Source organism: Pedobacter ghigonis (assembly GCF_903166585.1).
GTDB classification, from domain to species: Bacteria; Bacteroidota; Bacteroidia; order Sphingobacteriales; family Sphingobacteriaceae; genus Pedobacter; species Pedobacter ghigonis.
Genome location: NZ_CAESCM010000004.1, coordinates 306,381 through 332,374 on the forward strand (window position 1 = coordinate 306,381; position 25,994 = coordinate 332,374).

Here is a 25,994-nt window from a genome sequence, read left to right on the forward strand (position 1 = left end):
AGTTTTGATGACCGTGTTTTCATTAATAGGGTTTAAGTTAAATAATGCTAATATATTATATAAGATAATATCGTATCACAAAGGATATAGTAATTAAAATATAATTATACAAAAAGGAACCTTAGCCCTGAAGAAAAGGGGGCTTACTATCAATTGATAACAAGCCCCCTTAATATTTGTAACTATTGCAAATTATAGCCAGTTAAATCTCTTATGATTACCGTCCTGAGAAGGCGCATTAAGTTTAGATTTAATAATAAATTCAGATGGATATTTTTTCCCCTCGTATGAAGATACTACCCAATCCACATAGAAAGGTTCTTTATCCACCTTTAACCTATATTCCTGTTTCTTCCCTTTAACTTCATAGTTTACGAAATACTCAGCCTTTCCCGTATCATCAACCTTTGCAGTAATATAAACTGTATTTTGATCTAATTTGTAGATATCATCTAAAGGAACCGTGGATTCTGCAAGTCGGGTTACCATTGGGAAATATTGTTCTAAAGAGATCAGAGGGAAGCTTACGGAAGCTTTATTATTAATCTCATCATTTCCCGATTTAACATTTATGGTCGCCAGCGCCAACATTTTAGCATCTACTGAAAGAAGCTTCTTCGCATCGTAATTATATCTTGCAAAAAGACTCTTATCCTTATTAAAAAGATACCAGTTTCCAACACGTTTCTCATTTACATAATTACCTCTCAAAACAGTCAAGCCATTCTTTTCAATAGTATAAATTCCATTGAGCTGATTATTGATTGTTTGATAGGTTAATCTCGAGCCATCAGGAAGATCCATTTTTTGTTGGCGGAGATTTTGTGCATTTGATGAGAACACCGAAATGCTAAGCAGGCAAGCTAATAAATACTTCATAAATAAAGAGTTATAATTCAATTTACCAAATTTAACAATTACTTTAAAAACAATTCAGTTATAAACCAGAAAAGAGAGCTAAGTGCTCCCTTTTCTGGTTGTAAAATTATTTGAAGTGATTATCTACCGTTTTTATATTTAATGATAACAGTAGCCTCTCTTGGAGTCGTAGTTTGATTCCAATCGAAATTCAATGTGAACGTTTTAGTTGCCGGATCGTATTTATTATCCTTTCCAGGCGTGTTACGTAAATTAGGCGTTCCTAAAGATTTCATAGTAACCAGGTTTGTTGCCGGATCAATTACAATCTGAAGATTATCAATACCGGCTACTCCTGAAGCATTTCCAGCCCACTTTAAATTACCAATTTCAACAGTTGTACCGTTAATCGTTGTTAAAGTTAAGTCAGAGTTACTTGAAATATTACCACTCAATGCATCGTTTGCAGGTACGCCTGGAGCAGTGTAACGGGTAATGACACTTCCAGTTTGCATGGCATAAACACCATCCCACTGATTTTTTGCAGTTACATTTAAAAGTACAGTGCCAAAATTTGAGCTCGCACTGCCAAAACTAGTGCTAGTGATAGAAATTGGTAAAGCATATTTAGTAGTAAAGCTAAAGTCGGTTGTTTTATAAACAACCTTTACTGTAGCTTTTCTTTGGCCAGCAGGAATAGTAACCACTGGAGTAGAAATGGTATATAACGTGCTTGGCAATACTACGTAAGGCACATAAGATGCAACGATAGATTTCTCAGCGTTTAGTTGGGCTACTGCCGCAGGATTAACACCAATATTCACGGTAATATCCTGTGAAGCTGGATTCGCCCCACTCAATTGAACAACATAGGTAGCTTCTACAGCAGCTCCAACGGCATAAGATACCGGAAAAACTGTGAAAGCCGACCCTCCGGGTGTCTCAGATGCAGGCGCGCTTGGATTTGCAAATTCAACCACACTCGGACTGTTGTCCGGGTTCATTTGATCGAATTTATTCTTTAGGCATGACGACAACATCGTTGTCACCACTAATGCCGGAATAAGTAATTTAAATATTTTCATCTTTTTATGCTTTATAAAGGTTTAGCGTAAAATATTGGAGTAGTAGTCGTGATTCCTTTAGGCACGTTTTCTGTGTTTACTTGGAACTCAATCGCTGGATAAAGAATCCTACTAGGAAGTTTATCTGCTGTACCTTTTGCTGATTTAATTGATGCGAAAGTTTCAAGTGCACCAGTTGCACCATTCAAAATTCTAGGATATCCAGTTCTTCTGTATTCATTCCAGCCTTCTTCGCTGGTAATCATATTAACCGCAATATATTTTTGGGTAATAATTGCCTCTAGCTTTTGCTCATCAGTTGCAGCAGCAGGAATATTAACTGTAGCTTTACCTACGTTAGCTGCTTTATAATTAGTAACCAAAGTGTTAACTGGAGTTGCCCAGATATAAGTTCCTGCAGAATTCTTTCCTAAGTAATTATAAGAAGCTGAGATACCACTATCAAACAATGTTCCGCTATTACCAGCAACAATATTTACACTAGGAAGTGCAGCTTCTGCCTGAAGGAAGTAAGATTCTGCACTTAAAATTAACACAGTACCCATAGTTGCACTTTTCAGCACGCCAGCCACATCAGTTGCAGCATTTGCAGTAGTTCCTGTTGCACGTGCAGCACGTGGCTTACCACTATACCAATAAGAACCCGCAACACCGCGTTTTACTGGCTCTGTATCGTAACCCAATTGGTTAGTTGATGGCCCAACAAAGCTAATGTTGTTACCGCTGATATTATTGGTTACAGTAGTACCGTAAGAAGCATAAATCATTTGACCACGAACATCATCTGCTAATTTACCACCATTATAGAATGAAAGTATCCATGGAGTTGGTACGTTTGACAAGCCACTGGTTAACGAAGTACCTGCATTATTCCATGCATAAACGCTCCATCTTGGGTTAAATTGATTGGCGTTACTTGATGAGTAACCAGGTTGAACGATTGCATCATCAGTTAAATAATCTGCCGATGCAGTTGGTAAAGAAGCTTTTGATGTATTAACCCAGGCAGTTAATGCACTTACGTTTCTAGCACGCACTAACATTTTTAACCTGATGGTATTTGCAAATTGCTTCCATTTGGTAAGCGATGTGGCTGCACTACCACCAAATAATGGGTCTTGACCGACTGCCACAGGTATTGTACTGGTCTCAGCAGCTGTGTTCAAAATAGCAATAGAAGAAGTTAAATCAGCAAAAACCGCCTGATAAACATCAGAAAATTTATCATATTTTGGAGCCAAGTTGTTTAAACCTTTACCTACTTCAGAATAAGGCACATCACCATACTGATCAACAAGTTTTTGGTATAAAAAGCTACGCATAATTTTTGCCATTGCGTAATGGTATTTTAATGGCCCGTTAGCAGTTGAATTATCAATTACGTAATTCAATTGGTTAATAGCATCGAAAGTACCTGTGAAAACACTTGCATAATCACCAGTGGTGAAATCGTAAGTCCACACAGTACCCCATCCGCCATAACCACCAGCGTTTGCTTTGTAGCCAGCTGTCCATGCTCCAACATTATCATAGTTATTCATTGCCGCTGCAGATGTTACAATTGCTTGTGGCAATACCAACGTAGGGCTAACCTGGTTGTCGGTAGTTGGATTGTTTGGGTTTTCGTTTACATCAAGAAACTTTTTACAAGCTGAACTTGACAAAATTACCGCCCCCACAATAAGTATATTAAATATCTTTCTCATATTAATTTATCAATTAGAATGTTACCGTAACAGATCCACCAACAAATCGGGTTGGAGGTGTGTAGCTTAATGTACTGATACCAATTGCATTGTTACCCAGCATATAATCAGGATCTGTAAAAATATTTTCTTTTGGTGTAAACAAGAATAGGTTACGACCTTGGGCCGCTACAACAATTCCTTTAATAATTTTGCTGTCACCTAACCATTTTTTAGGAATATCATAAGATAAACTTACCTCACGGATTTTCCAGTAAGCACCGTTAAAAGCATAGTTGGTTGCGATACCTGTATTGTATGCCGATGATGGCCAGAAGCCAGCACCGCCGTCTCTTACAGTAACAGATGTATTTGCAACATATTGACCACTAGAATTTAAGTATGATGAATTAGGGAATACAAAACGCTCACGGTTGTAAGCTACAGTTCTTAAACCAGAACCAGAGAAATCGAAACTACCTGCATCTGCATACGCAATGTAGCCGCCTCTGTATTCAGCTACAGCAGCTAATCTTAATGATTTATATCTTACCGCTAAGTTGGCACCTAAAATATGTTTAGGGCTTGAGTTTCCTAAAATCACACCACTTTCAGTCGCTGATGGGTAACCAGTACGAGGATCAACAATTACACGGCCTTGAGGATCTCTTCTATAATCGATACCCCTTAACATTGGATAAGTTTGGCCAGCTTCTGCAACAACCTGCACACTGCCACCTGTTGAAAGGTTTAAACGAGTTACAGCATCACTGATTGATTTTACTTTGTTATCGTAATAAGTATAGTTACCACCGATATCAATTTGCCAGTTACTGTTGCGGAAAGCAACAAAATTTAAAGTATTCTCTAAACCGAAGTTAGTTACTTCACCTGTGTTGGTTAAGTAGCTAGAGAAACCTGAAGCAGAACTGATTGATACTGGAACGATTTGATCTGTGGTACTGGTGTGATAAGCTGTTACACTTAAAGAGATACGGTTATCCCAAAGCTCTGCATCAAAACCACCCTCAAAACCTTTTGTTCTTTCAGCTTTTAAGTTAGGGTTAACAACTCTAGAATCAATTCCGTATCCAGGAATGTTGTTATATGGATAACCACCAGATTGGCTAAATGTTGTTAATAAGTTATAAGCACCTAAGTTTACGTTACCTACTTCGTTGTAACCAGCACGTACTTTTAAAGAGTTAACAAATTTGCTGTCTTTTAAAGCTGGTATAGCATTGCTCACAATAAATGATGCATCTACAGCAGGGTAGAAAATTGATCTGTTTTGTGTTGGTAAAGTAGACCACCAATCGTTACGAGCTGTTGCGTGTAAGTATAAGAAGTCTTTGTAACCCAATCTTAAATCGCCATAAACACCCTGTTGTCTAGCAGTAGAATTGCTTTCAGAACCACCAATATTTGCAGCTGTACGGTGAGCGATGTTAAATAAACCTTGGAAAGTTAAACCGGTAGCATTAACACCAATGCTTTTTCCAGTATTGTTTCTTAGTGAAGCTCCCAAAGTAAAATCTAACTTGATATCTTCAGTTAATTTCTTGTTTACTTTAGCTTGGAACTCCGTTAACAATTGAGTTGAGAAAGATTCTCCATCAGAAACACTTCCTGGGATATCGTTGTTTTTCAACGAAGATAAACCTAGGTTTTTAGTATAATTTGACAATACGAACTTATCTGTCCAGTTTTTATTAGATGAATTTTGAGTAGTAATGTTTACACGGTATAAGAAACTTAACCATTCTAAAGGTTTATATTTCAAATCCAAGTTACCAGCCAAATAATCATTACGAACATCCTGACGTTGATTATCTAATGTAAAGTAAGGGTTAGCATAATAAGCATTATAGTAACCATTAGGGTTTGCAAATTTATTATTCTGCCAATCAGAATAATCAGTTAACATAATTTGCGCTGGAGTTTGCAAAATCTGATCATACATTGATGAAGTTGCAGTGGTCACATCGTAACGATTTTGGATATAGTTAGTAGTGAAATCTAAGCTAACACCTTTACCAAAATCACGGCTACCATTAAAACGTACTGAAAAACGGTTCCATTTGTCTTTTGGGGTTGTACCAGCCACATCTACATACTGTGCAGAGACATAGTATTTAGATTTATCATCGCCAGTAGTCATTGAAAAATCTGTAGTGTTAGTTAAACCAGTATCCCAAAATTCTTTTTTAGAATTATTTGGAGAATATACTGCTGTTTGCAAACTTCCGTCTTCCAAAAGATCACCAATTGGACGAACAGTTCCATCAAAAGCAGGACCATACTGTTGGTTTTCATGCGCGGTATAGATCTGTAAATCAGAATCGGCACCAGAACCAAAGCTGTTCTGCAAACCTGGATAAAAACTAATCCATTCAGCATTTGCAGTTTGACCAATTTTGTAAGTAGTTACACCATTTTTACCTTTTTTGGTTGTGATAATCAAGGCACCGTTAGATGCTTCAGAACCATAAAGTGCTGCTGCACCACCACCATTTAATACCTGGATATCTTCAATATCATCAGGGTTGAGGTTTCCTAAAATACTGTTAGGAGAAATGATGTTATCTACAACAACCAGCGCCTGGTTATTACCCAATAACGATCTGTTACCACGAAGAACTAAACGATAGTTCGGGTTAACACCCGTACTAACTGCATTCAGCTGCAAACCTGCTACCTTACCAGAAAGAGCAGAAGCAACGTTCGTTTGCTTAGCCTGTGTTAACTGTTCTGCGCGAACTGTAGTTGATGCAGTACCCAACTGAGCTTTTGTGGCTGTTAAACCTCCAGCTGTTACAACAACCTCATTTAAAGACCTGGCGTCTGATTCTAAGGCTACTGAAATTCTTGCAGATGAGATTGCAACTTCTTTAGTTACATATCCAACATAAGAAAACACAAGTGTTTTTCCATTTGATGGTACTCTTAGTGTGAACTTTCCGTCACCGCTTGTTTGAGCACCGAGGTTTGGCACCTCTTTAACTTTAACAGATACACCAGGGATCGGTAGTCCGTCTTCCTGAGCTGTAACTGTACCAGTAACCGTTCTTTCTTGGGCAAACGCTGAGAATGCGCACAGCACAAGAATGAACAAACTTTGTAGAAGTTTTTTCATAATTTGAAAATAGGTTAGTTAATGATTATTTAAGTGCTAAAATAGAGTTAGTTATGATTAACACCAAATTTATTTTAACAATTTTTAACACTTTATACACAATAATGTCATAAAACACTCTAAGAGCTCAGAAACCCATCTAAAAAGATGAAAACTAGTATGTTAGTTTTAATAATTCGCATGATTAAGCAGACATATTTTATAGTTTTGTTAAATAATTCTCCTATGCTACCGCCGTTTTCTGATCGATTTAACACCTTGTTTACAATAACTTTTTACCGTAAAACAAAACAGCCTCCTGAAATAAATTCAGAAGGCTGTCTGTTTTTATTTGCTAGTGAGTCTAAAACTATTCTTTACAAATTTGGTTGCATGTCACCATTCAAGAGGAAAAGCATCTTCATGATTTTTAGAAATTTAGCACATAAGTAGATAATAGCTTAAACAACAAAAGGCCCTAAAAAGGGCCTTTTGTTACGATATAGTTGAAGAATATTAAATAATACGCTTCATTATGGAAGATCTTCCAAAAATCCGGTTTTATGATAACCACTCACTTTATAAACTGTACCACTAACATTCAGTTCGAAGTAAATAGAATCAGTCGGAGTTTTAGAAACCGGTCCTTTAGTGCCATTAGGAATAATTTTTCCATTAGCAATAGTAAAAGTCGCTGGCTTGCCGGCAACAGTTGATATATTAGCAATATTATTGGCAGAAAAAAGCTTATTCGGATAATCTACCCCGGTTTTTCCTTTAATTGCCAAAACTACAGCACCTGATTTTAAACCTGCTGCCTGCACCCACATAACGTTAGGTGTATTCTCTGAAGTATTGAAAGTATACAAAGTAGAGTAGGCACCTGCCTCATTTACTTTAACGTGCCAATCTCCAGCCATATCCTGAACGGCGGTACCTCCCGGTTCAGGATCTTTTTTACAAGCACTTATTGCAACAGTAACAAGCGCAATAAAAATGAATATTATATTAATCTTTTTCATGATATCAATTTATTGTTAAACCAATTATTTACCCCACCAAACTTTAGTATAGATAGGAACCTGCGCTGGTGTATTAGAGTTTCTGCTTTTCTCAAAATCAGGATATACAAATCTTCTTGGAAAATTGCCTGCACCAGTTACTCCATTTGGCGTGTAAACCAACTGACCTGGGGCATAGCCCGCATCTGTCGAATAAACCGCACTGATCTTAGGGTAGCCTGTTCTGTTTTGTTCGAAGAAAGCTTCTAATGCATGTGAGCCAAATAGTGAGGCCCATTTCTGAACAATAATTGCTTCAAGGTTTACATTTATATCAGCTGATGCCGGATAAGCATAAGTTGTTGCAAGTAAAGTAGCTCCATTTAAGCCAAGTTTTGCAAATGCAGCCAAAACGCCGGCATCATAAAGATCTTTTGCGCCTGCACCTCCAAAATAACGTAGGCGAGCCTCTGCCTGCATAAAGTAAGATTCTTCTTTTGAAATTAGCGGAACAGCATCCGTAGCATTTACCACAACATTAACTGCATTATTGTATTCAGGGTGTGCAGCAGCGCCCAGATAATCTCCCTGATTAATGGAAATAGGATCGGCTTCACCAAAATATACTTCTGCTCTTGGATCTTGGTTTTTCTTTAACCAAGAGGTAAATGTAACACTTGCTTTTAAGTTATCAGGGGTATTTAACCTTCTGAAATTATATTCATAAAAAGGGTTACTTTTATTCGGTACATCTGTAAATATATCTACCTTGGCATCTTCATCAAGAAACTTAGCGCCATCCTGATAAAGTTTCAATATACCAGCCTGTGCTTCTGCAGGTTTGGCATTCACCATCCTTAAATACATTTTTAATTTTAATGTATTAGCAAACTTTTCCCAGCTAGCCATAACATCTGCTGATGCTCCTTTCTTACCAAAAACAAAATCTGTTTTAATTTGCGCATCTGTAAGTGGTGCTGTTTTATAATCTTTAGCTAAAGCTGCATTAATTTCAGCAATTAATGAGGTATAAATGGTATAACCGTCATCAAATTTAGGCTGAAGATTTCCTCCCGCTTTAAGTGCTTCCGAATAAGGAACTTTATCAAATAAATCAACCAATACTTCATAAGTATAGGCTTTCATTACAGTATTCATGAGGTTATACCTCCAATCCTGAGCAGCTACAGATTTGCTAATGCCCAATTGATAATCCGTTAAAGCACCTGCAAATAATTCAGAGTATGGCCCATTAATAAAGTTCGATGTTGCCTGAACATCGTATGAATCAACCGTTCTGAATTGGCTTGAATTACTGTTTTGAGTCCAAAACTGAGACCATAAACCACCAATGATTGATAAGTCTCCTCCGGTTCTGGAAACTGTTGAAATTACCGCAGAGGGAAACAAGGTCTCAACCGTTGCAGATTCAACAGGGGGATTATTAGGACTTTGGTTAATGTCGAGCTTCTTACAACTCGCAATAATCAACAAAGTCGAAAAAGCTAAAACTTGCGTTTTTCTTAATATATTTTTCATACTCAGATGCGATTAAAAGGTTAAGTTTAAAGAAATACCAACATTACGAACAGATGGTCCTGTTCTGAATTCCCCAAACTCACTGGTTAAATCATTACCAAAGTTAGAAACCTCTGGATCAATAGTTCTGTTTTCTCTAGGCAACCAGGTAATCAGGTTACGTCCATAAACAGTAAGCGTAGCCCTATCTGCTCTGATTTTTTGAGCAATCGATTTTGGCAATGAATAAGATAATGTAATATCTCTTACTTTTAAGAATGTTTTATCTAAAATTCTATTCTGATAGGCAACTGCTTTACCATTGTTAGTATAATATAAAGCATTTACATTTCCTTCAGTAATAGGGGTCGTGTTCTCTACATAGCTTACACCACCGCCAGGATTATTAACCTGCACTACTGAATTAGGAATGATAAACGTTCTTCTATCATTGTACAAAGTTTTGATGTCGTTACCTACGAAATTCAGCAAATCTGCTGTTCCCGAATAAAACACACCACCTTTACGATAATCTAAGGTAAAGCCTAAAGTAAACTGTTTAAATTTGAAAGAGTTAGTTAGCCCCATAATAAAATCGCGCTGCGAAGTTCCATAGCTTTCATTGTTATCAGCAAGCAATGGGAATCCATTACTACCAACAACGATTCTTCCTTGTGGATCGTATTTTGCAACTGGTGCTTCCAAAACACCTAATGGCTGACCTACTCTTGCTACAAACTGAGCATCATAAGCCGTGTTTAAAATTAATTTGTCTAAGCCATCAGGTAGCTCAAGTACCAGGTTACGGTTTCTTGTAAACGTATAGCCAATATCCCAGGTAAAGTTTTCATTTTTAACAGGTGTACCCGTTAATGCGATCTCCACACCTCGGTTACGAACCTTACCAAAGTTTACTACTCTCGAAGTTACACCTGACGATGGTGCTGTTACAACCGGGATAATCTGATCTTTAGTTACACGATTATAGTAAGAGACATCTAAACCTAAACGGTTATTAAAGAATCTGATCTCGCCGCCAAACTCAGTTTCAGTACTGATCTCAGGTCTTAGATCCGGATTGTTTAATACGTTAGAAACCGAGTAACCAGGAACGCCAGCAATCGGGAAGATAATGTTACCAAAACCTAACGCCGCACTTGTTCTCGATAAGGTATTGAAAATACGGTAAGGATCAGTATCACTACCAGTTTGACCAACTGCAGCCCTAACTTTAAGGAAGCTGATTTTAGCAGCAGATAAATCCCATGCATCAGAAAGAACTACAGCCAGGTTTGCTCCAGGATAAAAGAAGCTTCTATTATTTGATGGAAGCGTTGAACTCCAGTCATTTCTTGCATTTAATGTTAAGAAAGCATAGTTTTTATAGCCTAATGTAGCAGAAGCATAGGCGCCAAACAATCTTCTCTCACTCTCAGCACTTGTACTGGTTGGATCGTTTGCACTATTGTTAATCTGATAAAAACCTGGGATGGCCAGATTTTCAACGCCTGTATATAATGAGCGGTAACCCCGGTCGTTATAGTTAACTCCAATTAAAGCATTGATATCGAAATCTGTTCCGAATTTTTTAGTAAACAATGCATTGAATTTCGAATCATATTCGAAATATCTTTCAGCACCCTCAACTACGTTACCAACACTTTCTTGCCTTACCGCACCTTCATCGTTTCCGCCGCCAGCCCAGCTACCAATTGCAGGATTGTTTTTGGCATTCCAGAATTTAGTTGCATTGTTGGTTAAATCGGCTCCTTGTTGGAACTGGAATGATAACCAGTCTGTAGCTTTGAATTTAACATCTACGTTTCCATAAAAACGGTCGCTTTTGAAACGTGAGCCATTTTCGTAAACAGAATAATATGGGTTTTGCGCGAAAGGAGAAAAATAATTATCTACATTGTAGAATTTATTATTGTAATCTTTAAAATTGGTAAACGGATAATCTACAGGGATCTGTAATAAATCTTCGTAAAATGAAGATCCAATCCCAGATACCGCCTGACCGGTTTGAACAGCCCTTGTATTTTTACCTACGTAATTTGCAGAAGCAGTTACAGTAAGCCCCTTATATTTGGTTGAACCATTTAATGATAAGTTATTACGCTTATACATATCGTTCGATCCTGGCAGAATACCATCACTGTAGATGTTGCCATAAGAAAGGTGGAACGTGGATGTTTCATTACCACCGCTTAGTGCTAAAGTGTTGTTAAATTCCTGCCCTGTATCAAATGCGTCGCGAAAATTATCCTTCACAGCTACAAAAGGTTTTGTTTCCTGATCGCCGTTAATAATCGGACCCCATGGTCTTGTCATACCGTCCAGTTTTGGACCCCAGCTTCCGTTTTCAGCCAACCAGTTTTGCTTGCTCCAACCTTGACCATATTGATCCTGGATACTTGGAACAATAGCAACATTTGTAAAAGATGCTGCCGAGCTCAAATCAATTTTTAAGGCGCCTGCCTTACCTTTTTTAGTTGTAATTAAGATTACACCATTCGAAGCTCTGGAACCGTACAATGAACTTGCCGCCGCACCTTTGAGGATACTGATTGTTTCAATGTCATTTGGATTGATATCGTTTGCGCCATTTCCAAAATCGTAATTCTCAGAAATGTCTCCAACTGTACCTTCTGCTGATGTGCCACCTGGCCTTGAATTGTTAATCGGAACTCCATCAATTACATAAAGCGGCTGATTATTTCCTCCAACAGATGAAAACCCCCTTAAAATTACTTTACTCGACCCACCTGGAGACCCCGATGTAGTAGATATATCAACACCGGCAACCTTACCTTGTAAGCCTGCAACTGCATTGGTTGGGGCACCTCTGTTGATGTCTTCAGTTCCAACCTGTGTAGAAGAGTAACCCAGGGTTTTCTTTTCTCTCGAAACCCCTAATGCAGTTACCACAACTTCTCCAAGTTGTTTTGAATCTGAAGATAGAACTACGTTAATTACGGTTTGAGTACCAATCTCACGAGTTTGAGTGGTAAAACCAATAGACGAAAACTCTAGTGATTTTGCTGTAGATGGAACTTTTAATGTGTACTTTCCACTAGGATCCGTCGATGTTCCTAATGTTGTTCCCAGTACCTTGATGCTGACTCCAGGAATGGGCAATTTGTCATCTTGCGCCGTAACAGTTCCTGTGATTGTTCGATCCTGTGCCATTGCATTTATTGCAAAAAGCATGAGAATGAACAAACTCTGTAAAAGTTTTTTCATAGTAGAATAGGTTAGTTAATGTGTAAAAATAATACGCTAAATTAGAGTTACTTAATTCCTCAAGCAAATTATTTTTAACGTTTTTTAACTAATCTTGTCCTAAACACGCCCTAAGGCCGATTTTATAAGCGTAACTTTTTCGTTAACTAAAAAATTAGGGGTCAACTTTGACTTATAGGGTATGTTAATAACTACAGAAAATAACGTTACCTAGCAGTGTTTTCCCACCCTCCCAAAAGTTCCTGAAAAGGGGGTCGTTAGCCAGGTAAACTACCTGCCCGCGACCGAAATCCTGAACGCCGATAAGCAAGCCACTTTTGAGTTCTTCTCTTGCTTTTTTACCAACTATACCGGCCATTAAACTTTTTTCGTTAACCAGGCCTACGTTCCAGCCCTTGGCAAATGGTTCGTATATTTTTCTATCTGTTTTTAAGCTGTAATAAGTTTTGCCCAGCCCGTAAGAAAATGGGTGAGAAGCATCGAGGTTAATTTTATAAATGGCACCAGGTATGGTGGTTTCGAAATCATCCCTGTCTTTATCCTTAAAAAGAAGTTTGTTGGCATCCGGCTTTTCATCTTTCTTAACCGCAGCTTCTCTCTTTTTAATATCAAAGCCCTTTTTATCCAAAACACTCTCAACTGCATCTTCCATTAAAATCAGTTTCCCGCCTTTATTTAACCAGGCGGTTAAACCATCGCCTATATATGGGCCATAGCTGCCATCGGGCAGAATCAGGATATTTACCTTATTGATATCTAAATTATTAATGTCTTTAGCATTGATAATGCTGGGTGAGAGATTTAAATTATGTTCCAGATAAAACCAAACTTCGCCAAAAGCAAGCGAAGAAACCTCCATGCCCGATACAACAGCTATTTTGGGTTGTTTTAATAATGGATAAACATTAGAACCGAAATCTTTGCCTTTTTCTACAAAACCGCTCGAAACTGCCTGAATGGGCTTGTCTAATTTCCGTGCAATCGCAGCCAACTTATCTTTTACTCCCCTCATCAGCCTTTCATTTTCAGCCCTAAGTATTATTAAGGTCCCGGCGGGGTAATCTTTGCCGTTTACCGAAAACGGCTGATCGGCCTGCCTCACTTTGATATTTTCTTTTTGCAAGGCAATTAACACCTGAGCGTCTTCACTCGTACCCCAGCTAAATAACCAGGCCAGTGGCTTATCGATCTCGTTACTTGCTATTCTAGGCTCATCGAGGCTAGAAAATTTGCCTTTGATATTTTCCTTACTTGCATAAGCTTTTAATCCGAACACATAAGGTAGCGCCCAGGCAGTAATATCATAGGTATTCGAATCGGTTACAACGGTATGTGGTTCTAAAAGCACATTGGCCAGCACTGCGCGAGATTGCAGCACATTTACAATTAAATCGTTCCGGCCTACCGAAAAATTCTCTTCTTTTTGTGTATCGTAATCGTAACCACGGCCTTGTTTATCGCCCCCAAAAGCAAATTCTATTTTATTTTTAGTTAACAGCTCAGCCAGCTTTTTTAAGCGCGACAGGTTGCCTGCCTTAATGATATAGCTTTTGTAAATACCAGGCGCACTGATAATCCCTTCCTGAAAGTATTTCTTATATTCTTCTAAGAGTTTATTGTGGCTTAAAGCGGTGATTTCAACCGTCGACATTCCTGTTGTAAAATGGTGGGCAATGCGGTCTTTCAGGGTTAACGTGTCGCCATCGTTGGTTACTACCGATAAACCCGCCCTGATGCCCCCTTGCTCATAGGTCATCCCGATCGATCCGTTGTATAGCGGATAGGTATCGCCATAAGAGGGGTAAAGTAAATCGAAACGCTCTTTGGTGAAATATTGCCAGCCTTCTGCATCGAAATACTTGGCATTATTTTTCCCAACTACCACCTGAAAGCTTTTTTGCCATGGTGTAATATCCTGGTGAACAGGCTCGGCCGCTGGCGCAAAATAATAGGGCTCATTGTAGCTTTGTTCGTGAAAATCGACATGCACCTGAGGCATCCATAGGTTGTATAAAGCCAATCTTTGCTGGCTCTCTATTTGCGTTTGCCAGGCCCAGTCGCGGTTTAAATCGAAATAATAATGATTTGGCCTGCCGCCCGGCCAGGGCTCAATGTGCTCGCGAGAAGCAGGATCAGCATTAGGTGTTTTTCCAACAACACTGTTAAAATAATTCACATAGCGATCACGTCCGTCAGGATTTAGGCAGGGATCGATCACCACCACAGTGTTTTTTAACCATTCGGCAGCAGGCTTATTGGTGCCCGATACCAACGTGTATAACATCTTCATCGATGTTTCGGTAGAGCTTGCTTCGTTGCCGTGTACATTATAACTTAACCAAAGTATGGCTGGCTGGTTAGTCAAATCAACATTGTTGTTGGTTCCGGCTGTCAGTTTTAAATTATTATTTCTGATTTGTTCCAACCGGTTTATATTTTCAGGCGTTGAAACAATGCCTACCAGTAGTGGCCTTCCTTCATTTGTTTTGCCATATTCAATTAGTTTAGTGTTTTTCGGAGAAGCCGCAGCAGTCTGCCTGAAAAAATCGGCTACTTTATGGTGCGGTGTAAAGTGCGTGCCAAGTTCGTAACCCAGAAAATCGTCCGGGGTTTTCAGCTGCGCCTGTACCCATAAAACAGAGCTCAGCAAGATGAGGCAGAACGTTAACAGTCTTTTCATGCGAAAATAATTTTACCTAATGTACTAATTTTGTTTTTTGTTGTTGCTAAAGCTTAATTTTACATCACATTTTTTACGACCACATGATCACAACCGAAAAGCTATACGACCATTACCTTAAAAACCCTGTTATTTCTACCGATACGAGAAACATTACTCCCGGTTGTATCTTTTTTGCCTTGAAAGGTGATCTTTTTAATGCGAACGAATTTGCTCATCAGGCAATAGAAAAGGGAGCAGCCTACGCTGTAATTGATGAGGAAAAGTATGCAGAAAATGCACAGTGTTTATTGGTAGATGATGTTTTAAATACCTTGCAGGATCTGGCCCGTTATCACCGTAAGCAACTCAACATCCCTGTTATCGGCTTAACAGGCAGTAACGGAAAAACCACGAGTAAAGAGCTGGTAAATGCTGTATTGGCCGAACGTTATAAAACTTTTGCCACTTTTGGCAACCTCAATAACCACATTGGTGTGCCGCTATCTATCTTAGCGATTACCGCCGATGTGCAGATTGCCGTGATAGAAATGGGCGCTAACCACCAGAAAGAAATTGAACTGCTTTGCACCATCGCCCAACCCACCCATGGTATTATAACCAATGTTGGGATGGCTCATTTAGATGGCTTCGGTGGTTTTGAGGGCGTAAAAAAAGGAAAAGCAGAGCTTTATGCTTACCTGAAAGCAAACAATGGTTACACTTTCATCAACCGGAATAATCCATATCTGCTCGAAATGAGTGCTAATGCAGGCTTAAATAAGCTGATTTATTATGGCACCGATAACGGAAATACGATTAAAGGAACACTAAAAAGCAGTGATCCTTTTATTGAGGTAGCATGGACAAACCACGAAGCTGAATCTACAGTTAAAACCAATTTAACAGGCAGTTACAATTTCGAAAACATACTTGCGGCCATCTGTATTGGCGATTTCTTTGACATGATTCCTGAAGAAATTAATACTGGTTTAGCTAACTACCAACCCAAAAACAACCGCTCGCAATTAACTAAAACTGAAAAAAACACGGTAATCTGCGATTTTTACAATGCCAATCCCAGCAGTATGACTGCTGCATTAAATAATATTGCTGTTCTATCTGCCGCAAAAAAGACAGCTATTTTAGGCGATATGTTTGAGCTTGGCCCTGAATCTCCAACTCAGCACCAGTTAATTGTTAACCAGGCACAAGAAAGCGGATTAGACCAGCTGATTTTTATCGGCAAATACTTCTACGCATTTAAAGAAGAGGCCAATGCCTTGTTTTTCGAAACACCAGCAGAAGCGGCCGATTATTTACAGCAAAATCCTGTTCTGGATCATTTGGTATTGCTAAAAGGATCGAGGGGAATGAAATTAGAGCAATTGCTTGCGTATCTGTAGATCGCTAATCTCTGCCAAATGGTTTATTGAACGAATAAGAAGCTATAAATACACTTACACGTGGATATATGCTCATTTACCAGCAGAATAGATTTATGGTTTTCAGATATTTTTTATAAACTTCATCTATGGAATTAACTGATCTGTTTTTGGTTTTTATAGCTTTTCTACTTCCGATAGGAGCTTTACTGGATCTCATGAAAGATCAGTCTACTAAGGGAACAAAAGTCATCTGGAGTTTGATGATTATTTTTATTCCACTAATTGGCCCACTTACATATTTAGTGTATAGCAGATATATTTTTTTGTTTGCAAAAAACACGCATCTTGTTGATAAAGACAAATAATTTAAATTACAGATTTATTTAGGTCAATATCACCCTTGTACAAAGAAAGTCTTAGAAAAAATTACGCCCTACTTGTCGTTATTGCGCTTGCTCAATAGCCAGGCCCACATCGCTCACTTCCAGCAGTGGGTTATCGCGCATGTTCTGCTCAATTTCGATATCGAATTTTCCGTTGCGTGGAAAATGGTAGTTGGTAAGCATAGGCAGGGTATAGCTAAACAGATTACCAGATCCACTTCCCAACCATTCGCCATCATTTTTGGCTAACTTGTATTGGTAGCGTCTGGTTACCTTTTGCTTCCCGTCTTTAAAGTGCGCCAGGATAAAAATATTGGCATACTTATAATCAGCAGTATGCCTTAATTTGAAGTAAATGTTATAACCTTTGGTGTAATCCTTAATCTCAAATGGTGTAGAAATGTGGTTACGGTAAGTCCAGCGCCGATCGGCCACCTCAACATTACTGTCGATTACACTACTACTGGTACAGCCTGCCAACAACGATACCATTACACAAAAACCGAAAACCAGCAGGTTTATTTTATTCGGCAGCAGGTTTATTTTCTGAACCATTGTTATTGTTTCGACGGTTATTGTTTTTCCTACGATTATTTCTGTTTTTATTTTTGCTTTGCTCTAGCTTTTCTCCCTGCACAGCATTTCCTTCAGCTTTTACAACAGGTTTTTGCCCCTGAGCTTGTTGCTGTTGTTGTTTAGGCTTATTGTTTTGAGGCTTCGGGCCGTTAACATGCGCAGGTTTAGGCACAGCCTGCTGCTGCCCCTGACCTTTAGGCGCAGCGTTTTGTTTTTGGTTTTGCTGTGGTTTTCCGCCCTGTTGTGACTTTTGGCCACCCTGTTGAGGTTGAGGCTTATTGTTTGGCTGCGCACTTTTCTCGCCTGCAGGCACTCTGTCGCGGTTGTTTTTTTGGTTGTTGCGGTTATTTTTCTGATTATTGTTGCGGTTCTGGTTGTTTTTACCGCGCGAACGCTCGTCTAAACGGGTTAAACTATCCTGACCAACCACATTTTCATAATCGAAAGATTTCTCTACCACCACCGGAGCTGCAATCTGGATCGCATCTTCTTTCAGGTTTGGTACTTTTTTTCCGGCTTTGTTTAAAGCCATAATTTCTTTTACGCGTGCCGCTTTAACCGGAATCCAGTTTTCATCGCCCTGATAACTAAACCACATTATTTTTTTAAAAATATCGGTTTTCTGGTGGCGGGCATAACCTGCCTCAGTATCTAAATTCTCAATTCTATCCGGAATGTCCTTTAAGGCATCTAAATAGGTATCGAGTTCGTAGTTTAAGCAACATTTTAACTTACCGCACTGGCCGGCCAGCTTTAAAGTATTGAGCGAAAGGTTTTGGTAACGTGCCGCAGCGGTAGAAACCGTTTTAAAATTGGTTAACCAGGTAGAGCAGCACAGTTCGCGGCCACAAGAACCTATCCCGCCTAAACGGCCGGCTTCCTGGCGCATCCCAATCTGGCGCATTTCGATCCTGATGCGGAAACTTTCAGCCATTTTTTTAATCAGCTCACGAAAATCTACACGACCATCGGCAGTATAAAAAAACGTTGCTTTGGTTTTATCGGCCTGGTAATCTACATCGCTTATTTTCATTTGCAAACGAAGATCTAATGCCAGCTTACGGGCTTTGTGCATGGTTTCCCATTCCATTCCCTTTGCTGCATTCCACTTCTCTACATCTGCTTCGGTAGCCTTACGGTAAATTTTCTTAACTACCTGATCGATTGAAGTTTTGCGGCGTTTCATCTGTATACGCACGAGTTCGCCAGTAAGCGAAACATGCCCCACATCGAAACCTCCGGTTGGTCCTTCAACGGCAACCAGTTCGCCAATTTCCAGGTAAATATTATCGCTGTTTAAGAAAAATTCTTTACGAGAGCCTTTAAATTTGATTTCGGTAACCTGAAAAGGTTTATAATTAGCAGGCATATCCAGGTTGGATAGCCAATCGTGTACTTCCATTGTCTGGCAACCACCGGTGCCGCATGAGCCATTACTCTTGCATCCATTAGGGGTGCAACCACCACCTGTTGAACAACTTCCACATCCCATATTAATTGTATATATATTGAGTCCCCGCAGGGAGCGTTTTAAACTTGATAATTTTTACCAGTTGTAAAGATACATCTAAAAACAGAATTTTAGGGTTTGCATTTCTTTCAATGTGGTAATGCGCCTTTTCCAGTTCGCCAATTATAGCTTCTGCCATAGGCAAGGTAAGCACGTGCATACTTAGTTTTTTTGCCGTTTCGAAGGTTAGGGGGGGTAATTTCACCAGTTCTTCGGCACCGCTTAAAATTAAACAGCACTCGCGTAAATAATTTACGCCGTACTTTAAAAAATTCTTTTGGTTCTCGCGGCCCCATTTGGCGGCTTCATCGGTAAAGTTAATCAGATCAGGCACTTTATTGCCAAAACCCATTCTTAGCCAGGCGGTAAATGTACCCGAGCTATCGTTCTGCGTATCGGCAGCCAATGCCTTGGCCTCAATTAAATTCCCATCGGCCAGAAAGGAATAATCGGTAGCCTGATGTTCGGTTAAACCGCTGGTATTTAGTAAATATCTCGTAACTTCTTCTGCTGTAAGTTTCGGTATTTTAACAATCTGTGTTCTTGATAGAATAGTAGTTAAAATCTGGTCCTGACTTTGGGCAATCAGAATGAAAAGCGTATTCGCCGGTGGTTCTTCAATCAGTTTTAACAAAGCATTACCTGCTTTATCCAGATATTCGGGCAGCCACATAATTAAAACCTTGGTTTCGGCTTCAAAAGCTTTAAAACTCAGTTTTTTAATAATATCGTGGCATTCGGCAATGTTAATGTTGGCTTGTTTATTGGCTGCATCCAGTTTAGAACGCCAGATATCCATATCAAAATAAGGATCGCCTAAAACCATATTCCGCCATTCGTCCAATACATCAACAGCAGTTTTTACACTGGCCGAAGCAAAGAAAGGATATGAAAAATGAAGATCGGGGTGAATTAACCGCTCGTATTTTCTACAACTCGAACATTCGCCGCAGCTATCATTTTCTCTTCTATCCAAACAATTGATGTATTGCGCATAGGCAATGGCCAGTGGCACAGCACCAGAACCCGCAGGCGACAAAAAAAGCTGCGCATGGCTAATGCGGTTTTCTTTAACCGTTTGCACCAATTGTTGCTTTACTCTTTCCTGTCCTATGATTTCTTTAAACTGCATTTGGTGCAAAATAAGAAATAGATATGAGATTCTTACATTAGTAGGCTTCATCTTCTTTTCCTACCGTTCTTTTTTAGATTGTAAAGACATTCAAATCCGCTGTTGTAACAATATCGGTTCAACATTAGCGAAAAGTGCTTTTTGCATATTTCCCAAGCCACCTTCCAGTTTAATTTTAGATTAATTTCTTATCTGTTAGCAGATTATCCTATTTGTTAAGACAGATTAATATATTTATCCAACTAACGATTAAACTAAATGACTTTCTCTAAATACATATTGCTGCTCGCCCTGAGCATTTATTCCGTTTTCGGCCATGGCCAGGATAAGACCATTAAAATTATTGTGCTTAACGAAAAAGGGCAGGGCTTAGAAAATGCCACCGTTCAACTTCTTACAGCACCGAACCAAACTTTAATTAAGGCAGCCATAACGGATAAAAACGGCATTGCTAATTTTACAGAGCCAGCAGCCGGAGCCTACCTTTTTAGCGCAAGTGCAATTGGGCATAGCACACAAAAAACTGTTTCACTTTTATCGCCCTTTACCAATAAAACCATCACCATCAACCTGCCAGTAGCCGAAAAAAGCTTGGGTGAAGTAAATGTGCAGGGCAAAAAGCAATTTATTCAGCATATTCAGGGAAAAACGATCGTAAATATCGATGTCGCTGTTACCAACACAGGCACAACGGTGTTAGAGGTATTGGAGAAATCGCCGGGCGTTATTGTAGATAAGAACGGAGGCATTAGCCTGCAAGGCAAAGCAGGTGTACTGGTACTGATTGACGATAAGCAAACCTTTTTATCAGGAACTGAGCTGAGCAATTTACTGGGAAGCATGAGTTCATCGCAGGTAAACCAGATCGAACTGATTACCAACCCCTCAGCAAAATACGATGCCAGTGGAAACGCTGGGATTATTAACATTAAAACCAAAAAGAACGGACAGGAAGGCTTTAACGGCTCCATAATTACTGCTTTCGGACAAGGAAAATACTATAAAAACAACAACAGTTTATTGCTTAATTACCGCAAAGGCCGCATCAATACCTTTGCCAATTATGGTGTTAACTTAAGTAAGAACTTTACCGATATTTACGCTTTCCGACAGTATTTCGGGGCAAATGTTTCGGTTAGCCCCTTTTTAGATCAGTCGTCTTCTTTCCAGTCAAAAAACAGTGGCCATTTGTTAAAAACAGGACTCGATTATTATGTTTCTGATAAAACGACCATTGGCTTAACCTTAACGGGTAATTTAGGCAAACGCAATGGCCGGAGTGAGGCTATCGCCACCTGGAAAGGCAATTCGGGCAAAATAGACTCAGCCATCGGCACTTACAGTACAACCAATTTCAAACTCAAAAACGGCGCTGTTAATGTAAATTTAAGGCAGGTTTTAAGCAAAACACAAGATCTTGCCATTGATTTAGATGCCTTAAAATATGATATAACTAACGATCAGGTTTTTACTAATAAATTACTGGCTGCCGGCGGATACGTTAAGGGCTCGGTTGCGCAGATCCCATCAAACCTGAAAATATTATCGGCCAAAGCCGATTACACTATCCGTTTCGGTAAAAACCATAAACTCGAATCGGGTTTTAAATCATCCAGCATCAGTACCGATAACATTGCAGCCTACCAGCTTTTTGACGGAAACAATCTTTCCGAAGACCTAAACAAAAGCAACCATTTTTTATACAAGGAAGATATCAATGCGCTGTACAGCACCTTTGAAAGTAAGTTTGGAAAATTTAATGCACAGGCGGGCATACGCTACGAAAACACGCATTACGATGCCAACCAGTTGGGGAACAGCATCCGCAGGGATTCTGCATTTTCTAAAAATTACAGCAACCTTTTCCCGTCGGGTTACATCAGCTATGCAGCAGATTCTGCCAACACTTTTAGCCTAACTGCTGGCCGCAGGATCGACCGACCGGCCTATCAGAAATTAAATCCTTTCGTTTTTATTATCAATAAGTACACTTACCAGCGTGGCAATCCCTTCTTTTTACCCCAGTACAGCTGGAATTTAGAATTAACGCATCAGTTTAAGCAACTTTTAACCACAACTTTATCATATAGCGTAATCAAAAATTATTTCTCGCAGCTTTTCCTGTCAGAAGGAACCGATATTTTGGTGTACACAGAGGGTAATGTTGGCAGGATGCACAATTTAGGCTTATCTGTTTCTTTACAGGTTTCGCCATTTAGCTGGTGGTCGTTAAATGCGCAAAGCACTTTTAATTATAAGCAGTTAAAGGGTTACCAAAACGTCAATTATGCTTCGTCGGTTAACCAGCTGCAATCGAGCATAAACAATCAGTTTACCATAAACAAAGGTTTAAGCGCCGAAATTTCGGGCTTCTATATTACCAGGGCGCGTAACGATCTTCAGGAACTATTATACCCAACTGGGCAACTATCGGCAGGCCTGTCGCAAAGCTTATTTAAAGGGAAGGGGAGCTTAAAACTTAGTGCCAGAGATATTTTTTACACCCAGGCCATGGAAGGCTTAACCGATTTTCCTGCAGCAAGCGAATATTTTATCCTCACCAGAGATAGCCGGGTAGTTAACCTGGCCTTTACTTACCGCTTTGGCAAACCTTTAAAGGCGGCTAAAAGATCGGCCGGAGGCGCAGCTGATGAAATTAACAGGGCAGGGACTTAGTTGAGCGGTTTTCAGTTGACAGTTCTCAATTTTCAATTCTCAGTTTCATCGACAACACAATTAACCAGTTAACCAATTTAAGCAGTTAACCCAAAAAAACCGATTAAACGATATTTATATGAAAGTTCGCCACCATGGGTGGCAGCACATCAAAGTAACTTTGAAACCTTCCCACCATGGGTGGCACCAAATCAAAGTAAAAAGGCTAAACGGTGAACTAGCTTAAAGCCCAAAAACCCATTTCGCAAAAAACACTACCTTTGGACTTTTAAATTTTACAGGCAAGCTAGTATGCTTCGCCAAACCCCTAACGCCAAGCAAGATTATGGCCAGAATTTTAGCTTTTGATTACGGTACCAAACGTATCGGCATTGCAGTAACCGATCCATTGCAGATTATTGCTACCGGCCTGGATACAATCCACCCAAAAGATGTAATTGAGTACATTAAAAAATATATGCTTACCGAGCAGGTTGAGGCCTTTGTAATCGGCGATCCGAAACAAATGGACGGATCACCTTCCGATTCGGCGCAACATGTAAAGGGCTTTGCTACCTTGTTAAAAAAATCATTTCCGGATATCCCCAGGCATTGGGTTGATGAGCGCTTTACCTCTAAAATGGCACACCAGGCGATTATGCAAAGCGGGCTAAAAAAACAAGACCGCCGCGACAAAGAAAGGGTAGATACCATTGCCGCAACCATTATTCTACAATATTTTATGGAAACCAACCGTTTATAACCAACAAATGAGCCTGATAAACGACGATTTACAAGATTTACTAATTGCCTACTGCGAGCCTGAGAGCGAGCTCTTACAGCACATAGACCGCGAAACCAATCTTAAAGTGTTAATGCCCCGCATGCTTTCCGGCCATTACCAGGGCAGGGTTTTGAGTATGCTCAGCAAAATGGTTTCGCCTAAACGGATTTTAGAAATCGGCACTTTTACCGGTTACGCCACTTTGTGCCTGGCTGAAGGGCTAACCAAAGATGGCATACTTTATACTTTGGATGTTAACGAGGAGCTGGAAGATATGGTGCGTGGCAATTTTGCAAAATCGGCATTTAACCACCAGATTAAGTACATCCTGGGCGATGCCAATTCTACAATAAATGATTTAGACGAAATTTTCGACATTGTTTTTATCGATGCCGACAAGAAAAATAACGGTACTTATTACGACCTGATTTTTGACCGTGTACGCCCCGGTGGAATAATCATTGTGGATAATGTGCTATGGAGTGGAAAAGTACTTCAGGAGAAACAAGACAAAGACACCAGAAATATTACTAGTTTTAATGATAAAATAGCTGACGATAAGCGGGTTGAAAAATTAATATTACCCGTTAGGGATGGTTTGTTTGTGATCAGGAAGTTATAACAGATCGTCATTGCGAGGCACGAAGCAATCTTAAAGCGCTGGGTTGAATATCGATAGTAGTAGGATTGCTTCGTGCCTCGCAATGACGGAAATACTAAAGAAATGAAGAAAATCTTTACTTTTTGTCTGTTCCTTTTAACAGGAATTGCTGTAAAAGCACAAGATACAGACGAGTATATTGCCGAGCATGTAGAATACGCACAGGATTTAATGCGCGATCATAAAATCCCGGCAAGTATAATTCTTGCAGTTGCCATACACGAATCGGCATCGGGCAATAGCAGAATTGCACAGCACCTCAATAACCACTTTGGGGTGAAAGGTCCAAACAATAACGCCGAAATCCGTTCTTCATACCGCGATTATTTAAATGCCGACGAATCTTACAGCCATTTTGTGGAAATTATGGAAACGCGCGAGCCTTTTAACAACCTTTTTGCCAAATATGATCAGTACGATTATAAAGGTTGGGCATACGGGATCAGACGTTGTGGTTACGCCCACAGCAGAAGCTGGGCTTCGCAGGTAATCGGCCTGATTAAAAAGTATGAGCTGTACCAGTATGACGAACGCCCGGAAGGTTACGAAGAACCTGTTTATGCCAGTCCTGTACGCAGCAGGAAAAGAAGTACAGCCCGGTCAAAAACATACACGGTTAGAACAGGCGATAACCTAAGTGTAATTGCCAAAAAGAAAGGCACTACGGTTAAGGCGCTGATGCAGAAAAACGGCATGAAGAAAGTAAACTTAAAACCAGGGCAGAAAATTAAGTTTTAAGTCAGTTTGCAATTTTCAATTGTCAGTTTGTAATTCCACAGTTAACCAATTAACCGATTTAAACAATTAACCATATACAGTTTGCAATTTTCAGTTTTTAGTTAACCAATTTAAACAATTAACCCATAAACATCCCCATGCGTTCAGCTAATCATCTCATCATTATTGCGGCAATCCTTGTTTTTTTTAGCTCATGCGGCACCAGAAAGTTTTCGAAAAACAATAAGCAAATCGAAAAAGAAGCCAATAAAGCGAACAACAACAATTACAAGAGCTACAATACCTTAAGTTATATCGATGAGTTTAAAGGGGTAGCTGTTGAAGAGATGAACCAGAGCGGCATCCCGGCCAGTATTACGCTTGCGCAAGGTATTTTGGAGTCTGGTAGCGGAAACAGCGACCTGGCCAAATATGCCAACAACCACTTCGGCATTAAGTGTACATCTGAATGGAAAGGCAAAAACTATTTTCGCGATGATGACCAGAAAAACGACTGCTTCAGGGTGTATAAAGATGCCCGCGAATCTTTCAGAGATCATTCAGAATTTCTGAAACGCAAGCGGTACAGCTTCCTTTTTCAATTGGATAAAAACGACTATAAAAGCTGGGCGCAAGGATTAAAAACGGCTGGTTATGCCACCAACCCACGCTATCCTGATTTACTGATCAACACCATCGAAAAATACCAGCTTTACCAGTACGACCAGGCAGAGAGCGAAAAGCAGAAGATTGCCCGCGAAGACCGTGTTTTTTCAGAAATTAACCAAAATATCCCCAAAGAGAAAGCCAAATTTACACCAGTTGAAACACCTCCGGCAGGTGCCAAGCCTATTTTAGCCGACGGAACTTATACTGTTGTAAAAGGCGATACTTTGTATAATATTGCAAAACGTTTTAACTTAACCGTCGATCAGTTGAAAATGCTGAACGAAATGAGTGCCGATGGCATTAAACTGGGTCAGGTGCTTAAGGTTAAATAATGTTAAGTACAAACCCGGCC

Annotated in this window: 18 protein-coding genes; 7 read left to right on the forward strand and 11 right to left on the reverse strand. The window is 39.6% G+C overall.

What is annotated here, in order from left to right:
• Positions 1–192: 192 nt before the first annotated feature.
• The 8 genes from HWV58_RS08960 to HWV58_RS08995 all read right to left on the reverse strand — a co-directional run bounded on the left by HWV58_RS08960 (position 193) and on the right by HWV58_RS08995 (position 15,188).
• Positions 193–879 carry a hypothetical protein gene (locus HWV58_RS08960; RefSeq protein ID WP_175633774.1) on the reverse strand — a complete coding sequence of 229 codons (687 nt, stop codon included), beginning with the start codon at positions 877–879 and terminating at the stop codon, positions 193–195.
• 119 nt (positions 880–998) lie between these two features.
• Entirely contained in the window at positions 999–1,943 is a 945-nt protein-coding gene (locus tag HWV58_RS08965) for a BT_3987 domain-containing protein (RefSeq protein ID WP_175633775.1), read from the reverse strand.
• Between the two features lie 11 nt (positions 1,944–1,954).
• A complete protein-coding gene (locus tag HWV58_RS08970; protein ID WP_175633776.1) occupies positions 1,955–3,649 on the reverse strand; it encodes a SusD/RagB family nutrient-binding outer membrane lipoprotein in 1,695 nt (564 codons plus the stop codon).
• Positions 3,650–3,662: 13 nt separating this feature from the next.
• The gene (locus HWV58_RS08975) at positions 3,663–6,764 is read right to left on the reverse strand and encodes a SusC/RagA family TonB-linked outer membrane protein (protein ID WP_175633777.1); all 3,102 of its coding nucleotides are present in this window, start codon (positions 6,762–6,764) and stop codon (positions 3,663–3,665) included.
• Positions 6,765–7,276: 512 nt separating this feature from the next.
• Positions 7,277–7,765, reverse strand: a complete 489-nt coding sequence (locus HWV58_RS08980) for a lipid-binding protein (RefSeq protein ID WP_175633778.1) — start codon at positions 7,763–7,765, stop codon at positions 7,277–7,279.
• A gap of 24 nt (positions 7,766–7,789) precedes the next feature.
• On the reverse strand, positions 7,790–9,283 hold the full coding sequence (locus tag HWV58_RS08985) for a SusD/RagB family nutrient-binding outer membrane lipoprotein (RefSeq protein ID WP_175633779.1): 1,494 nt from the start codon (positions 9,281–9,283) through the stop codon (positions 7,790–7,792).
• Between the two features lie 12 nt (positions 9,284–9,295).
• Complete coding sequence (locus tag HWV58_RS08990) at positions 9,296–12,508, reverse strand: SusC/RagA family TonB-linked outer membrane protein (RefSeq protein ID WP_175633780.1); 3,213 nt, start codon at positions 12,506–12,508, stop codon at positions 9,296–9,298.
• A gap of 184 nt (positions 12,509–12,692) precedes the next feature.
• Positions 12,693–15,188 carry a M14 metallopeptidase family protein gene (locus tag HWV58_RS08995; protein WP_175633781.1) on the reverse strand — a complete coding sequence of 832 codons (2,496 nt, stop codon included), beginning with the start codon at positions 15,186–15,188 and terminating at the stop codon, positions 12,693–12,695.
• Positions 15,189–15,271: 83 nt separating this feature from the next.
• Here HWV58_RS08995 and HWV58_RS09000 point away from each other — a divergent pair, with 83 nt between their 5' ends.
• On the forward strand, positions 15,272–16,573 hold the full coding sequence (locus HWV58_RS09000) for a UDP-N-acetylmuramoyl-tripeptide--D-alanyl-D-alanine ligase (RefSeq protein WP_175633782.1): 1,302 nt from the start codon (positions 15,272–15,274) through the stop codon (positions 16,571–16,573).
• 128 nt (positions 16,574–16,701) lie between these two features.
• Entirely contained in the window at positions 16,702–16,920 is a 219-nt protein-coding gene (locus HWV58_RS09005; protein WP_175633783.1) for a PLD nuclease N-terminal domain-containing protein, read from the forward strand.
• Positions 16,921–16,998: 78 nt separating this feature from the next.
• Here the strand turns inward: HWV58_RS09005 and HWV58_RS09010 are convergent, their stop codons facing one another.
• Genes HWV58_RS09010 through HWV58_RS09020 form a run of 3 tightly spaced genes read right to left on the reverse strand, consistent with a single transcriptional unit; the run spans position 16,999 to position 20,156 of the window.
• Entirely contained in the window at positions 16,999–17,493 is a 495-nt protein-coding gene (locus HWV58_RS09010; protein WP_175633784.1) for a gliding motility lipoprotein GldH, read from the reverse strand.
• The gene (locus tag HWV58_RS09015; protein WP_175633785.1) at positions 17,462–19,006 is read right to left on the reverse strand and encodes a PSP1 domain-containing protein; all 1,545 of its coding nucleotides are present in this window, start codon (positions 19,004–19,006) and stop codon (positions 17,462–17,464) included. Before HWV58_RS09015 ends, HWV58_RS09010 begins: the two co-directional genes overlap by 32 nt.
• 1 nt (position 19,007) lies before the next feature.
• Positions 19,008–20,156, reverse strand: a complete 1,149-nt coding sequence (locus HWV58_RS09020; protein WP_175633786.1) for a DNA polymerase III subunit — start codon at positions 20,154–20,156, stop codon at positions 19,008–19,010.
• Between the two features lie 258 nt (positions 20,157–20,414).
• On the opposite strand from HWV58_RS09020, the gene HWV58_RS09025 reads away from it, so the two are divergent.
• The 5 genes from HWV58_RS09025 to HWV58_RS09045 all read left to right on the forward strand — a co-directional run bounded on the left by HWV58_RS09025 (position 20,415) and on the right by HWV58_RS09045 (position 25,974).
• Entirely contained in the window at positions 20,415–22,832 is a 2,418-nt protein-coding gene (locus HWV58_RS09025; RefSeq protein WP_175633787.1) for an outer membrane beta-barrel family protein, read from the forward strand.
• 325 nt (positions 22,833–23,157) lie between these two features.
• Complete coding sequence (gene ruvX / locus HWV58_RS09030; RefSeq protein ID WP_175633788.1) at positions 23,158–23,574, forward strand: Holliday junction resolvase RuvX; 417 nt, start codon at positions 23,158–23,160, stop codon at positions 23,572–23,574.
• 7 nt (positions 23,575–23,581) lie between these two features.
• Positions 23,582–24,217, forward strand: coding sequence for an O-methyltransferase (locus tag HWV58_RS09035; RefSeq protein ID WP_175633789.1), 636 nt, complete (start codon positions 23,582–23,584; stop codon positions 24,215–24,217).
• Positions 24,218–24,319: 102 nt separating this feature from the next.
• Positions 24,320–24,994 carry a glucosaminidase domain and LysM peptidoglycan-binding domain-containing protein gene (locus HWV58_RS09040; protein WP_175633790.1) on the forward strand — a complete coding sequence of 225 codons (675 nt, stop codon included), beginning with the start codon at positions 24,320–24,322 and terminating at the stop codon, positions 24,992–24,994.
• A gap of 137 nt (positions 24,995–25,131) precedes the next feature.
• On the forward strand, positions 25,132–25,974 hold the full coding sequence (locus HWV58_RS09045) for a glucosaminidase domain-containing protein (protein WP_175633791.1): 843 nt from the start codon (positions 25,132–25,134) through the stop codon (positions 25,972–25,974).
• Positions 25,975–25,994 lie beyond the last annotated feature (20 nt).

Bases quoted from the DNA above. Each gene is read 5' to 3' on its own strand.
- HWV58_RS09010 (WP_175633784.1), bottom strand. From the start codon at position 17,493: ATGGTTCAGAAAATAAACCTGCTGCCGAATAAAATAAACCTGCTGGTT.
- HWV58_RS09020 (WP_175633786.1), bottom strand. From the start codon at position 20,156: ATGCAGTTTAAAGAAATCATAGGACAGGAAAGAGTAAAGCAACAATTG.
- HWV58_RS08970 (WP_175633776.1), bottom strand. From the start codon at position 3,649: ATGAGAAAGATATTTAATATACTTATTGTGGGGGCGGTAATTTTGTCA.
- HWV58_RS09035 (WP_175633789.1), top strand. From the start codon at position 23,582: ATGAGCCTGATAAACGACGATTTACAAGATTTACTAATTGCCTACTGC.
- HWV58_RS08975 (WP_175633777.1), bottom strand. From the start codon at position 6,764: ATGAAAAAACTTCTACAAAGTTTGTTCATTCTTGTGCTGTGCGCATTC.
- HWV58_RS08960 (WP_175633774.1), bottom strand. From the start codon at position 879: ATGAAGTATTTATTAGCTTGCCTGCTTAGCATTTCGGTGTTCTCATCA.
- HWV58_RS09005 (WP_175633783.1), top strand. From the start codon at position 16,702: ATGGAATTAACTGATCTGTTTTTGGTTTTTATAGCTTTTCTACTTCCG.
- HWV58_RS08980 (WP_175633778.1), bottom strand. From the start codon at position 7,765: ATGAAAAAGATTAATATAATATTCATTTTTATTGCGCTTGTTACTGTT.
- HWV58_RS08990 (WP_175633780.1), bottom strand. From the start codon at position 12,508: ATGAAAAAACTTTTACAGAGTTTGTTCATTCTCATGCTTTTTGCAATA.
- HWV58_RS08965 (WP_175633775.1), bottom strand. From the start codon at position 1,943: ATGAAAATATTTAAATTACTTATTCCGGCATTAGTGGTGACAACGATG.
- HWV58_RS09045 (WP_175633791.1), top strand. From the start codon at position 25,132: ATGCGTTCAGCTAATCATCTCATCATTATTGCGGCAATCCTTGTTTTT.
- HWV58_RS08995 (WP_175633781.1), bottom strand. From the start codon at position 15,188: ATGAAAAGACTGTTAACGTTCTGCCTCATCTTGCTGAGCTCTGTTTTA.
- HWV58_RS09015 (WP_175633785.1), bottom strand. From the start codon at position 19,006: ATGGGATGTGGAAGTTGTTCAACAGGTGGTGGTTGCACCCCTAATGGA.
- ruvX (WP_175633788.1), top strand. From the start codon at position 23,158: ATGGCCAGAATTTTAGCTTTTGATTACGGTACCAAACGTATCGGCATT.
- HWV58_RS09040 (WP_175633790.1), top strand. From the start codon at position 24,320: ATGAAGAAAATCTTTACTTTTTGTCTGTTCCTTTTAACAGGAATTGCT.
- HWV58_RS08985 (WP_175633779.1), bottom strand. From the start codon at position 9,283: ATGAAAAATATATTAAGAAAAACGCAAGTTTTAGCTTTTTCGACTTTG.
- HWV58_RS09000 (WP_175633782.1), top strand. From the start codon at position 15,272: ATGATCACAACCGAAAAGCTATACGACCATTACCTTAAAAACCCTGTT.
- HWV58_RS09025 (WP_175633787.1), top strand. From the start codon at position 20,415: ATGACTTTCTCTAAATACATATTGCTGCTCGCCCTGAGCATTTATTCC.